Origin of the sequence: Synechocystis sp. PCC 7509, assembly GCF_000332075.2 — a bacterium.
In the GTDB taxonomy this organism is placed as follows: domain Bacteria; phylum Cyanobacteriota; class Cyanobacteriia; order Cyanobacteriales; family Chroococcidiopsidaceae; genus Aliterella.
The window spans coordinates 520,555-534,279 of sequence record NZ_ALVU02000001.1; the positions used below are offsets into that span (position 1 = coordinate 520,555).

A 13,725-nucleotide genomic window follows, 5' to 3' on the forward strand; every position below is an offset into this window, starting at 1 on the left:
ATAAAGAAGGTACAAATGTACCTACGTTTAGCTTGGCGCTGTGGTAGTTATGGTTGAACAAATAAATCGAGATATTGCGGCGCTAGAAGCAACGGTAAAAGCGATCGCTATTGAACTTGAAAATGCTTATATTAGTTATCTTACGTCTTTGGGGCAAGGGGTGACAAAACAGCTAATGTTGGCAAGCTATCATGTGTGTACTCAGGGCTACCCAAAACAGTTTGTGAGCTTAAGCTTTAATAAAAGGCAGCAATTGCAGCAAGATATCCTTAAGTTGACCCAAAAAGCCGCCGAACAGTTGTTAAAGCATACTCAAACAGAACATCCTTTAGAGTTTTCTTTTTTGGCAGAGGAAGAAGCAACGCCAATTAGCTTTTCTAACCCGGTGGAGTTGATAAAGTGGCAGTTTCAGGTAGAAAATGCGATCGCCCAAACCTTAAAAACTCTCTCTAGTCAAACAAATAGCGTCCTACAAGAGGCGCAAATTTTACCCAATAACCTACCTCTTGCTCCCTTGCTAGAAGCGGCTACAAGTTCCCCCGACGATACGCCGGAAGTTATCACAGGATTGCCCAATCTACTAAACTTATTAATAGAAACCGATAGTGATAACGAAGCCCAAGAATCTAACGTTACCCAGATTGTTGCTATTCACCTGCGACTAATAGATATTGAATTTGCAGATAGTACAGTTAGAGCAAAGCGCAACCAACTTCGCAATTTATCGGGAAAAGTAGGTAAGCTGGAGCGCGAATATCAAAAAAAGCAGCGCGAAAAAGATGTAGCCGAGGCGGAATCCGCATGGCGGGGAAGTTGGTTTGAATCCTAGTTTTAAATTTTAAACATCAATGTATATCACTGATTCACCCGATTGGTTGCGCTTACAAAAAGCCTTGGCTGTAGAGGCAGAAAGGGGCTTTGTTGACCTGATGGGGAAACAGTACCGTTTTAGTGAGTTTTTGAGTCTCAGCTTTGGCAAATCGCCGGATGGACTACCTTTTGAGGAGCGCCAAAGATGGCAAGCAATGGCGGTAGAATTTGCCAACTATCCCCAACTAACTCTTGAGGAACGACAAAGTTTAGTAGCTGCTACTCGCCGATATATTTATACTACTTTTCAATCTCCCGCACCCACTGAGGAGCAACCTTACACGCCCAAGGTGAAGTTGGCAAAAACCATTCCCTTAGTGGCGGAAATAAATGAACGCCTTATACCAACTCTCGACCAATCTCTAACTAGCTTGCCAGAAGTGGGAGCTAGGAAAGCAAGTTATTTAACTCGTTTGGGTTTAAATACCGTGCGAGACGTGCTATTTTACTATCCCCGCGACCATATTGATTATGCTCGTCAAGTCAATATTCGGGAATTAGAGGAGGGAGAAACGGTAACAATTGTCGGTAGAGTTCATCGTTGCAGTTGCTTTAACAGTCCTCGTAATCCCAAACTAACGATTTTAGAAGTAATTTTAAAAGACAATACCGGACAAATTAAACTCAATCGCTTTTTTGCTGGTAGTCGTTATTCTAATCGCGGTTGGCAAGAACAGCAAAAACGTCACTATCCAGTAGAGGCAACGGTCGCCGCTTCAGGATTAGTGAAGAAAAATAAGTATGGCGTAACTTTAGACGACCTAGAATTAGAAGTTTTGGCGAGTCCAGGAGATGGGATTGATTCGCTAACTATTGGGCGGGTAGTGCCGATATACGCGCTAACTGAGGGCGTAAGTGCAGATATGGTAAGACAAGCAGTAATTGCGGCTTTACCTAGTGCGAGTTTATTGAAAGATCCCTTACCTGCGGCTTTACGCAAGCATTACGAATTAGATAAGTTGAGTAATGCGATCGCAAATATTCATTTTCCTGCCGATGACACTGCTTTAGCTGTTGCTAGGCGGCGTTTGGTTTTTGATGAATTTTTCTACCTACAACTAGGTTTACTGCAACGTCAATACAAAGCCAAACAAATTCAAACTAGCGCTATTATTGCTCGGACTGGGCAGTTAATTGAGCAGTTTTACGAAGTATTGCCTTTTAAAATGACGGGCGCTCAATCGCGGGTAATTAACGATGTTCTCAACGATTTACAAAAATCTTCTCCCATGAATCGTTTAATTCAAGGGGATGTAGGTTCGGGAAAAACCGTTGTTGCCGTTGTTGCAATTCTTGCGGCGATTCAATCGGGCTACCAAGCGGCTTTGATGGCTCCTACAGAAGTTTTGGCAGAGCAACATTATCGTAAATTAGTTAGTTGGCTCAATTTGCTACATTTGCCTGTAGAATTGCTCACGGGTTCTACTAAAGCTGCTAAACGGCGACAAATTCACGCGCAGTTAGAAACCGCCGAATTGCCGCTACTTGTAGGCACTCATGCTTTAATTCAAGACCCGGTAAATTTTCAAAGGTTGGGTTTAGTAGTCATTGACGAACAACACCGTTTTGGGGTGGGACAAAGAGCGGCGTTGCAACAAAAAGGAGAAGCGCCCCATGTTTTAACTATGACTGCAACCCCGATTCCCCGCTCTTTGGCGCTGACTCTACACGGCGATTTGGATGTCAGCCAGATTGATGAATTGCCCCCCGGACGGCAAAAGATTCATACTACAGCTTTGACGGGGAAAGAACGCGCCAACGCCTACGATTTAATTAGCCGCGAAGTTGCTCAAGGGAGACAAGCTTATATTGTTTTGCCTTTGGTGGAAGAATCGGAAAAATTAGATGTTAGAGCGGCGGTTGAGGAGCATCAACGGTTGCAGGAGAGTGTTTTTCCCCAGTTTCAAGTAGGATTGCTACACGGTCGGATGAGTTCGGCGGATAAAGATGCAGCGTTGACTGCGTTTCGGGATAATCAGACACAAATTATTGTTTCGACGACGGTAATTGAGGTTGGGGTTGATGTCCCCAATGCTACGGTAATGTTGATTGAAAATGCCGAGCGTTTTGGTTTGTCTCAGTTGCACCAGTTGCGGGGACGAGTGGGACGGGGTGCGGCGCAATCTTATTGTTTATTGATGAGTAGTACCAAGACGGAAACGGCGCGTCAACGGTTGCAAGTTTTGGAACAGTCCCAAGATGGCTTTTTTATCTCTGAGATGGATATGCGGTTTCGCGGGCCGGGGGAAGTTATTGGAACTCGTCAATCGGGGGTCGCAGATTTTACTTTAGCAAGTTTAGTAGAAGATCGGGAAGTTTTGGAATTAGCTAGGCAAGCGGCGGAAAAGGTGATTGAAAAAGATCCTTTGTTAGTTCGTTGGTCGTTGATGCGGAAGGAGTTGGAGTATCGTTATCAAAGGTTGATGGGTGGGGCGATTTTGACTTAGCCGTAACTAGCTTACTTTAAGAAAAACCGAATATGGGGGGTCTGCCCCCCAAACCCCCCATTGGGGGACGAGTTGCCTCCCCCAAACCCCCTGCAAAAGGGTCTTATCTGTAGGTACGCAAGTTTTTGGTAAACGCTCTTTTGTAAGTTATTTGTTTAGGAGATCGCCAATAATACCAAATCTTCTATCTTTTTTATATTGGGATCTCCTGCTAAATAACCAATTCCACGATGGAGATGCAGGCGAAATTGAGTTGCTAAGGTTTCTTTGTCTGTGCCTAAATTGTCGTTGTAGCAGCGCTGTTTGAGGGCAATAAGCAGGATATCGGACATTTCGCCGCCAAATACTCGCCAAGTCATTTCTACGTTGCTATCGGCGGGTATGGGGACGGGTGAGGGAATTGTTGGTTCGGCTAAAGAACGACAAAACGCCCACCTACAAAGAATATTCCATTGTTCTATTTTGGTGCTGCGTTTGAGTTTGGTCAGTTGATCTTTAGCAGTTTGTGAGAGTTGGATTCGGTTTAGAGGTGCTTCCATCACTAAAGTAGCCAGGTTCTATGGTGGTTTGTCGGGTGCTGGGAGAGTATTTTAGGATATATTCACGGGCGATCGCTTTATTATCCCGCAACTGCTGTAATTCTGTCTGCCCAATCTCTGTATCAGTAGATAATAATATTACTTGGTGGCTGGCGTTGGGAAAGTAACGCTCTATTAGGTTGTTGCGGTGAGATGAATCTAATCTACCTAACGGCGTATCAATGGCTACAGGTAAGTTGCGCCCAGATACACGGGCTAATCCCCACAAAAATGCGATCGCCAGTAACTGTTTTTCTCCCGCCGATAAGCGATGTTTGAGTACGGGTTTTCCTGAATAATCGTACAAAGATAAGGTAAAAGTATGAGCATCAATGGCAATTCTATGTACTAAATCTGATTTGTGTAGTAGATAAAGGAAGCATTCTGTAACTACAGTTTCTAGTTGGTTTAGTTTGCGTAATGTGAGTTTTTCCCGAAATAGCTTAAGAGTATTTTGAACTTTTGCCGATGCTTTGATAATATGTTCATCGTTTTTGCGGTCAATATTTTGTTCGCCAAACTGTGATAGTTCTTTAATAGTTTTGTCAACTAATCTACCTAATTCTTCACAGCTTTTTCTAGTAGTTTCGTAATTAGATTTTGCTTGTACTAATTGCGATTGAGAAACTTTGACAGCATCGGCGAGTTTTTCGTAAGTTTCTGGCGCGGCGGCGGCAGCTAATTGTCTTTCAATAGCGGTTGTTTCTTCTTCTTTGTTTTTTAAGTTAAGTAACTGCTCTTTAGCTTTCTTTATCTGGCTTGGTAAGTCACGTTCAATATTGTTATTTAATTGATTGTTCGTTTCGGAATCTATAGCTAAGTAGAGGTTTTCAGTTAAGTTAATATCTTGCTCTAAAGCTTTGTTTTCTTCAGCAATGAAAAGGTTTATTTGCTCGACTTGTTCTGGTAATAATGCAAGAGTTTCAATACAACTTAGAAAACGATTATCTCTAGCTTTTACAACATCTTGAGCAATTTTTGCTTGTAAATGCTTAGATTCTTTCTGTGCTTGGGTTTGCGCTTGATTTAAAAGGTTTGAAATTAAAGCTAATGGTAGAACATCCGCCGCTACTTCGGCTAAATCTTTGCGTTGGTTTGCGATCGCATCATTCCCATAACTTAGCTGTATTTCTAGCTGGCTGCGGTTTTTGGCGATTTTCCCTCCTTCCGACAAGAACTTTTCTGAGGTTTCATCGTGATGTTTTTGAGCTTTTTCTATACCTTTTTGAGCTATTCCCAACTGCTCTTTTGCTGCTTCAAACTTATCTTTTTGCAAAGTTAGTTTTTTTTCAATTACTTCTAAACTTGCCAAGTCCTTAGTATCCGCTAAAGCTTTACGTTTGCGATTAACTAAAATATCAATATCGTTTGCTAAACGCTCGGCTAATTCTAATCCCAAAAGGGTTTTTATCGCATTAGTAACGTCAACAGTAGGCGTTTCTTGTTCGGCTAACTCTTTTACTTGTTCTCCATCAAAAAGAAACAAGTTAGAAATGCCTAAAGGTAGCAAATCTTCGATGCGTTCGTCCCAAATTTGAGTAAGGGCTGTGTCTCCTCTATTATCAATAGAAACGCCTAAAGTATCTTTGCCACTTTTAGAGTTTTTCGTCCAAACTCTTTCAATTTTAAACTCTACTTGAACGTTGTTTAAAATATGTTCAAAAGTTAACTCAATGCGAGTTTGATCGCCAGGGGGTGTATGGCGATTAACTGATTGATTTAAAAACTCGCTATATCCCAAATTATTGCGAGTAGAACATTGCGCCCGATGTCCGTAAAGCGCAAGCCGAATAGCATCCATTAGCGTTGTTTTGCCACCGCCATTCATTCCACCTAATAAAATAATTGGCGGTGAATCTCGGTCATCGGGACGCAGATTTAATACTTGTCTGCCACAATAAGGACCAAAGTTTTGTAATACAAGTTCAAGAAATATCATTTTTTGCCTGAAACTTTAAATCTGCCCAAGTTAATTGTTTAACAGTTTCTACATTCCCATCGCCTGCCGCAGTTTTTAAGTCGCGCTTATAATGGGCATTAGCGATCGCATCTGTCGGGGATCTAGAACTTGTTTCAAAGCACTTTTCTAATTTACTATAGATACCTGTACGACTTGTCATTGTCCGATATTGGCGTTCTGTATCAAGCAATTTTGCCATCAATTCTAGGTGCATAGCATCGCCCTGACAGAGTTCTTCTAATACCGCCCATTCATCTGCACCTAAAAGACTATTATCAGCCCCAGGACGCGGATCTCGGAAAATTTCCCCTGTTACTTCTTGATAGATGCGCGGTAAGCTATCATCAAACTCGTGTTTTTCTTCTAGCCAAATGCGTCTAATTTCGCTAAGTTCTTCCGCCGTAATTAGAGTAATATCGCGCATTGCTTCCGGTGCAGTGCGGCGAATTTGCGTTTGGGCTGCAAGTAGCTTTCTAAGCCAAGTTTCCCGCCACTCCTTAGTATAAGGGCCTGGTATGGGTTCAACAGATATTTCACCGTCGATATTACGCTCAAATAATTGTACATTACCAGTTAGACGGCGAAAATCACGGCGATCGCGATCGTTTTCTACATCTAGTTCATTGCGTATATCTAGTAAAGGCTGCATCCATTCTTTTTCTTCATCATTTTGAATCATTGCCTCCATTGACTTATCTTTACTAACCATTGTGCAAACCCAGCACCCAAAACGAGAACTTCCACAGCTAGGGGTAGAAGTATCGACGACTAAAGGACATTCATTATCTTCTGTAGCACCCCGATACATGGCAAATAAGTCTTTATTACTTTGTCCCCAAGGGTTTTCATACTGATTGAGGTAAAGCCACACTTCATCATTACGCCAGTCTTCTATAGGGCTGTAAATTAATGAGTTAGGTAGGCTAGGATTTTCATATAAATTTGAGTCACGGACGCTAGAATTAGAGATAATTCTCTCCCCTACCTTGCCCGCCCTATGTTTTTCCATTGTTGAGGCTCGTTTGATACTCTCAGCTTTACGAGTCCCCAAAACCAGAATTACCTCGCCACTAGCCCGAATCATATCCCGAATAAAAGAGTTGGAAGGATGTATTTTTAGGCGTTCTGTACACCAGCGAAACCTATTGCGGGGTGCAGGATATCCTTTACCCATCAAACTTACCCAAAACGTATCTTTAATTGCAGGATGAAGTAAATGAGGTTCTATAGGTAGCTTCTGTTCTTGAGCAGCAGCACGCATAAGTTTTAATGAATTACCTACCCATGCAGATACTATAGGATTTTCTACCAGAGTATCTGTTGTAATAACATAAACTATCTTATTTTGTTTCTCTGCGGAGAGTGCTGCGATCGCATTCCAGACAAGTTGCAAGACTGTAGTGCTGTCTTTTCCCCCAGAGTAGCCTATAATCCAGGGAATTGTATCTAAGCAGTACAGTTGTTGTATTTCAGCCGTAATATTTTCTACGTCTTTTAGTAGCTCAGTAGCAGTGCGTTGAGCTTGAGGTGTGTTTTCTGGCTCTTGTATTCTAGTCATTTTTCTTTCCCTGCTAAAACAAGGAGTTTTACAGAGAGATTGTTTTAATCAGTTAATCTTCATTGTCATTTTCATCATACATTCTTCCATCTTCCAAGCTCTCATCTCTTAAATAATTGTGATTGTTAATTGTTGATACATCTTCTTTATTAACATCACTAAAATCCTCTTGAGTAATATTATCTTCATCGATTTTTACTTCAGGCAATTCTACATGAAAACTTTTTCTCCACTCAGCAATTTTGCCTACTGTCCAATCTACTTCACTATCTACATCTTCACGAGTTTTTTCTATTAATTCACGTACACCGTCAGGTTTATTAAAAAATATCATTCTAAGAAGCTCTATGCATTTCTCTCCCCCTGAACCTGTTGTAATCATTGTGAGCTTATCATTTGGCTGCACAATAACATTTTTCCAGTGGGATGCATTCCTATCAAAAAAGCCACTGTCGTGCATCTTTAGTACACTATCAGTTATTTGATTTAATGTTGCAGAAATACGTTGTTCTGGTTTGATTCTCATTAAAAATCTTGAGATGGCAAAAAATAAAATACGCTGACCTAAAACAGTATAAAGAACATTAGATTGCCTTAAGTTCTTAATTTGCTCTTTTTGGCTAGTAGTTAATTTAGTCTGCTCTGGTTGTAAAATTACATTTATATATGAATGCTCAAAATGGTTCATCCAGTCTTTGAATGGTTGTAGCTCGTAGAAAAACCATTTAAAAATATGTTTAGTCCCCATTCCATCAAATAAAGGATGAGATTCGTAGTATTTTTCTAGTGCTTTCTCTCTTTCAATGTGGGAATTAAAGGTTTTCTTTAAAGCTTCATTTTTACTGTTAATTAGCAGTTCTTCAGTACATTTGCTAATTAAATCCAGTGTAGTTAGATAAGGATCTGATTGTGATAAGTTTGTAGAACTGGATGACCATTTTACAATTTTATCCTCTAGGACATCTTCTTCTAAAAGTTTTCTAGGTATCAAAGCAGAAATTTTTGTATCATCCAGCAAAAGTTGAGTTTGACGGTCAATGCGTTTCGCAGTATTGTTTATTACAGTAAATATATTTCTTGTGGCTTTTATTACGTCATCACGTATTGAATCAGTTTCTTGAGAATATCCAACTCTACCAATATTCCCAAAAACTAAATATACAACTGGGATATCAAAAGATTCCTCACATTTACAATTTTCAGCTAACTCTTCAGCCGAAAGAGTCTTTGTACCTATATGTATATTCCAATATTTTTTTAGTGACAATAAACGATGTTGTCCATCAATAACAACTCTAGAGACACCTTTATATAATTTTAAATTGACCCACTTCTCAATTTCTCTTCCCTGACTTATCACATTAGAAAAATCCCAAAATTCTCTCTGCTCATCAGAACTAGGCAGCAAAACGACAACTAAAGAATTAAAAAATCTGATCCCACTTTTAGCCAAGTATGTGAATAACTCTGTTTCTGCTCTTTTATCATCTAGTTGGCGTTGGACTCTTTCAGAAAATCCCCATTTTCCTTGAAGGTCACGCGCAAATCTAATATTTTCTGCTGCATCATTATGGTCAAGGGTTGTTAAAAAGTAACGTACTTCCCCAAAAGTCCCTGTAATTGCTTTGTATTCAATAATTTCTGGTGATTGATTGTCTAATTCCATCATTATGTTTATTTAGCTTCTTTGTGTATTAAATTTAGGCTGGCAAAGCTGAATTAGTAGGCTTTCTAGTTCTCTAGCTATGTTTTCATGACAAGGAAAGCATATAAATAAAAACTCATTTTGAGGTCTTGTCTGTCCATACCTTGCAAAAAATCCATTATCGCTTTCTAAGTGTTGCATAAATCGTTTTTGCAGATTAGTAGCATACCCAATATAATCTGGAGTTTGTAGAATACTACAAGTTAAAAGCAGTTTTCTAAGAGTACGCCTATCTTTTGGTAGAGATACATTGCTAATAAATTTAGTCATAGTGTCTGATAAAACAACTGGTTCTCCACATAAATCTATAGTGAACTTTGTTCCTGTTTTGTCTTCTAAGAAAAGTGTATTAAATACAGTATTACCAACACGCTTATTTATACTTTCAAGCAAATAATCTTCTGAGAAGTCAAAGGCATGATAAAAAGCATATATACCTGGTTTGCTAGGTATATCGTACAGGGCTGAGATGGTAGCTGTAGCTACTAAAAAGTTACTAAAAAATTCTTCATGTATTGTTTCTTGCATTACTATTTTAATGATATTTATATAAATCTACTCAAGTCAAACTCAGTTTTTAATGGTTGATTTTTCTCAAAGCTTAAAAACAATAAAACTCTTTCTAGGTGATCTACTGAGCCGCGCAACTCCTCTTGTAAAACTTCAAGTCCACCGTTGGCATATTCCTCAAAAATATTAATGCGTTCGTTATCACAATCTTCACTATTATCTAAAATTTCTTTATCGTGAGATTCAGAGATTGCTATCAGCTTTATTATAAACTCATAACCCTTGCTAATAAAATGCTCTTGCGGAATTGGATCTGGATCTCCTTTTGATATTTCTTTTAATGGTACTCGCTTCTTTCGTTTTGCTCCTAATGCGGCTGCAAACACAATTAAATCGGCATAAGTATTGAAGCAGTTAGTCGCACTATTATCTGACGCTATTAATAGTTTTACTAAAGTAGCTTTGTCTTTAGCAATTTTAATTCTGTTTAAAGCCATAGTTTTAATATCTATTTGGTAAACTTGTGCTGATAAATTAAGATAGTGTGCGATCGCTTATCTTCCAAAAGCACGCTAGTATAACTTGTCAAAGGGTTAATCATAAGCTTCCATTCCGGGCGCGTCCCAATCGTCTTTAAATGCTATCAACCGATAATATGTCTCTGCCATTTCTGCTGCTGTCCATCTCAAATCGCTAGTTAGCAGTTGTTTCTTGCTTTTATCTACAAAGCGATCGCTATTTGCATCGGTAGTTTTTACAATATCTTGGTTCTCAATATCTTTACTTTGCATGAATACCCTTTACTAATCGGCTAGAGTCGCACTCACCCCCTAAACCCTAGTTTAACTGCGCTTACAGGCTTATTATCCCAAAGCCCCTAAACTTTGGTTTCCTGACGCACAAAGCCGCCAACTTCCGCTAAAGTATACAACGGTCTACCCTTAACTTCTTCGTAAATCCGCCCAATATATTCGCCCAAAATTCCAATCGAAACTAGCTGCACCGCACCAAGAAAAAATGTTGCCATTAAAACTATTGTGAAGCCCGTTAACGGTGAATTGGGGACAAAAATCCGCCAATATAAAACTAATAAAGCCATTAAAATAGATGCGATCGCAGCTAACAAACCTACATAAGTAGATATACGCAAAGGCACTGTAGAAAAAGATACTAATCCGTTAATGGCTAAAGCTAAAGATTTACGGAAAGTATACTTAACTTCCCCTGCAAACCGAGGATCGCGCTCAAATCGGATTGCAGTTTGCCGAAAACCAATCCACGATCGCAAGCCTCTAATATAACGGTTGCGTTCTGGCATTGCATTTAACACTTCTACAACCTTTCGATCTAATAAGCAAAAATCCCCCGTATCTGTGGGAATATCTACATCTGCAAGCTTTTTAAGCAACCGATAAAAACTGTAAGCCGTAAAACGTTTAAACCAACCTTCTTGACGGCGTTGGGTGCGTTGGGCGTAAACTACTTGATAACCTTGCTTCCACTTTTCTACCATATCGGGGATAAGTTCGGGAGGGTCTTGTAAGTCTGCGTCTAAGATAACGACAAGTTGACCTGTAGCAAAGTTTAAACCCGCCGTTACTGCAATTTGGTGTCCAAAATTACGCGCCAAACTTAGATAGCAAACGCGGGAATCTTTATTGTGTAAATCTCGTAGTAATTGCAAAGAGCGATCGCGGCTACCATCATTAATTAAAATTAATTCTACTATTCCATCCATTCGATCCATTACCGCACTCATCCGGCGATACATCTCAGAAATCGTTTCTTCTTCGTTATAAATTGGGATGATAAAAGAATATTTAGGAGACATAATTTAGCGTTCTATTTAGTCTTGATTACCAAGTTCTTCGGATTTATGTAAAGCCTTTGCTGCTTTATTAAGTAAAGTTCGACGACGATACCACGTAGACCCTCCTACCAGAATACCTGTAAGTGCTAACGCTCCTACTAAAGGTAAAACATCCCCCGTATTCAATGCCTTTAACCCCGAACTACCCAAGAGTACGAACGGTAAAACACTAGGAACTGTACCAATGGTTGTTCCCAAAACATAATCTTTGAAACTGATTGATGTTAATCCCGCCGCAAAGTTAACTAAACCGTAGGGCATAATTGGTACTAACCGGATAGCAAACATATAAAATAGCCCACCCTGGCGCACTTCTGCATCCATAGCTTGCCAGCGTCCAGAAAGTCTTTTAGCTATAGTTTCTCTACCTACTGTGCGAGTAAACGTAAAAGCAACAATTGCCGCAATAATTGCCGCCAAGCTAGTCCACAAAGTTCCCCATACAGCCCCAAAAACTGCCCCACCCGTAAGATTAAGGACGGTTGAGGGTAAAACTAATACCGTTGCAACCACATACAACGCAATATAAATAAATGGCGACCAAATACCTACCGCCTCTAACCAAACTGCAATTTGAGCGCTGTCTATGCCCCCAAGTAAATAAATTGCTCCACCCGTAGCTAAAATACAAAGAATTGTCAGTAGTAACATACCTATTTTCATTTTCGACCTCTGATACTGCAATACTTACTGCGGACAAAACTATAACAAAGATATATAACTAAAGCATTGATTTTGAGTAAAATCATTTAGCAACGGCTTTAGTTTTCTAATTTATTAATAATGCCCTCGCATCCCCCAGGAATTGTGGCTCTAGTTTTTTCTCCACCCCATGTACAGCAGTAACAACGCACCGATTCAGACATCCTTTGTACATCGCTAAAATCAGCATTTTCAACTACCGCTCCGGTGTACTCTCCAGTTTGGTAATTAGGCTCTTGTGTGCGGCTGCGGGGACTAGCTACTTCTGCCGTACCGTAAAATAAGCGAGTGCCTTTGAAATCGGCGGCAATTAATTTAGCATCATATAAAATAGTTCGAGCTAGGTTAGTTTTGACCAAATCGCATTTACTTAAGTTAGCGCGAACTAAGTTAGCCTCACTCAGGTCTGTCCACCGTAAATCAGTATTAGATAGATCCGCCCCAGCCAGCATTACGCCTAAATCAATTACTCGCACCCCGTAAAGGCGATCTTCTGCGTAACCACCATTGCCGTTCAAAATAGCTCTACCTAAACGTGAATCGCGCTGCAACGGTGTAAGCAATTTGGAGCGGGACAAAAACCGAATAATTTTGGCTTTACCACTGCCATCAACACTACTAAATATCGCTGCGGTACGTCCTTCGGCGATCGCTCTTTCTTGGGGCCAATCTTCCAATAACCCTTGTTCGTCTAATACCAAGTCAGATACCCCTTGAAAATAAGCATCAATGGTTTGCTGCTGGGTAATTAAGTTTTGTTGGACAGTTAGCAAATTTTGCTGAATAGTCAAGTCTTTAGAAATTACATATTGTCGCCAAGCTACATAAACTGCTATTACAGCAATTAAAATTTGTCCCAAAGCGCCAAACCACTCGGCTAATGTCCCCGAAGCATCCCAGTTAATTTGTTCACCCCAGGCGTAAACTTGGTTACTGATACCTGTGAAGTTAAATAATCCCACAACGGCAGCAGCAGCGCCCAAAAAAGCCACAAATAGCGATCGCTCTTGTGGCGATACCATCTCGCTAACTACCGCTTGCAACCAAGGTAAAATCACCGCTCCCGACAGCAACAAAGCTAGTAGCGTTCCCGCAATACCAATGAGAAAGTTATTTAAAGCTACGCCAATAATTACTAAAGTAATCGCAATTAAAGTTACAACTAGCGCTCTTGGGCTACCCGTGCGAAACTTTGCCAAGTCCTGGTTAGTTGAACGAGATTGAGATAAAGCCGCTAGATTTTGCGGTGATTGCAAGGATGACAAAGCAGCTAAAGCTTGTTGTGTTGCCAAGTCTGCGGTACTAATGCCCAAATCTCGACCATGGCGATCATCGTTTGGCGGTTCTGGGTTAGGCAAAGAGGAATTTGAATCAATAGTCATGCTTTTATTTTGACAGTGGGCTGCTTTAAGTAAAATAGGGCGTTGCGTATTCAAAAGATGAAAATCATCGACTGTAATCTTTGCGGATAGGTAGAGTTGTAGTGCAACGTCTCCACACAATCGATACCTGCGATGTTATCTGC

Annotated in this window: 12 protein-coding genes; 2 read left to right on the forward strand and 10 right to left on the reverse strand. The window is 40.2% G+C overall.

The genetic code is table 11. From position 1 onward, the window contains the following. Positions 1-49: 49 nt before the first annotated feature. Both SYN7509_RS0202740 and recG read left to right on the forward strand, forming a co-directional pair. Positions 50-829: a hypothetical protein gene (locus tag SYN7509_RS0202740; protein WP_009634299.1), complete on the forward strand. Its 780-nt coding sequence runs from the start codon at positions 50-52 to the stop codon at positions 827-829. Positions 830-848: 19 nt separating this feature from the next. Further along, positions 849-3,317 (forward strand): ATP-dependent DNA helicase RecG, encoded by a 2,469-nt coding sequence (gene recG, locus SYN7509_RS0202745; RefSeq protein WP_009634300.1) that lies wholly within the window; start codon positions 849-851, stop codon positions 3,315-3,317. Between the two features lie 155 nt (positions 3,318-3,472). Here recG and dndE read toward each other — a convergent pair whose 3' ends face one another. From dndE to SYN7509_RS0202795, 10 genes are all read right to left on the reverse strand, one after another. Continuing rightward, positions 3,473-3,856 carry a DNA sulfur modification protein DndE gene (gene dndE, locus SYN7509_RS0202750; protein ID WP_009634301.1) on the reverse strand — a complete coding sequence of 128 codons (384 nt, stop codon included), beginning with the start codon at positions 3,854-3,856 and terminating at the stop codon, positions 3,473-3,475. Further along, positions 3,813-5,834, reverse strand: a complete 2,022-nt coding sequence (gene dndD / locus SYN7509_RS0202755; RefSeq protein WP_009634302.1) for a DNA sulfur modification protein DndD — start codon at positions 5,832-5,834, stop codon at positions 3,813-3,815. The genes dndE and dndD overlap by 44 nt, the downstream gene beginning before the upstream one ends. Continuing rightward, complete coding sequence (gene dndC, locus SYN7509_RS0202760) at positions 5,821-7,413, reverse strand: DNA phosphorothioation system sulfurtransferase DndC (protein WP_009634303.1); 1,593 nt, start codon at positions 7,411-7,413, stop codon at positions 5,821-5,823. The genes dndD and dndC overlap by 14 nt, the downstream gene beginning before the upstream one ends. Positions 7,414-7,465: 52 nt before the next feature. Beyond that, positions 7,466-9,082, reverse strand: coding sequence for a ParB N-terminal domain-containing protein (locus tag SYN7509_RS0202765; RefSeq protein WP_009634304.1), 1,617 nt, complete (start codon positions 9,080-9,082; stop codon positions 7,466-7,468). Positions 9,083-9,091: 9 nt separating this feature from the next. Then, positions 9,092-9,646 carry a GIY-YIG nuclease family protein gene (locus tag SYN7509_RS0202770; protein WP_009634305.1) on the reverse strand — a complete coding sequence of 185 codons (555 nt, stop codon included), beginning with the start codon at positions 9,644-9,646 and terminating at the stop codon, positions 9,092-9,094. 17 nt (positions 9,647-9,663) lie between these two features. After that, complete coding sequence (locus SYN7509_RS0202775) at positions 9,664-10,125, reverse strand: DNA phosphorothioation-associated protein 4 (RefSeq protein WP_009634306.1); 462 nt, start codon at positions 10,123-10,125, stop codon at positions 9,664-9,666. Between the two features lie 96 nt (positions 10,126-10,221). Then, positions 10,222-10,419, reverse strand: a complete 198-nt coding sequence (locus SYN7509_RS0202780) for a hypothetical protein (protein WP_009634307.1) — start codon at positions 10,417-10,419, stop codon at positions 10,222-10,224. A gap of 86 nt (positions 10,420-10,505) precedes the next feature. Then, entirely contained in the window at positions 10,506-11,459 is a 954-nt protein-coding gene (locus SYN7509_RS0202785) for a glycosyltransferase family 2 protein (RefSeq protein ID WP_009634308.1), read from the reverse strand. A 15-nt stretch (positions 11,460-11,474) separates the two neighbouring features. Continuing rightward, positions 11,475-12,161 carry a TVP38/TMEM64 family protein gene (locus SYN7509_RS0202790; RefSeq protein WP_009634309.1) on the reverse strand — a complete coding sequence of 229 codons (687 nt, stop codon included), beginning with the start codon at positions 12,159-12,161 and terminating at the stop codon, positions 11,475-11,477. 98 nt (positions 12,162-12,259) lie between these two features. Then, on the reverse strand, positions 12,260-13,582 hold the full coding sequence (locus tag SYN7509_RS0202795) for a pentapeptide repeat-containing protein (RefSeq protein ID WP_028954059.1): 1,323 nt from the start codon (positions 13,580-13,582) through the stop codon (positions 12,260-12,262). Between the last annotated feature and the right edge of the window lie 143 nt (positions 13,583-13,725).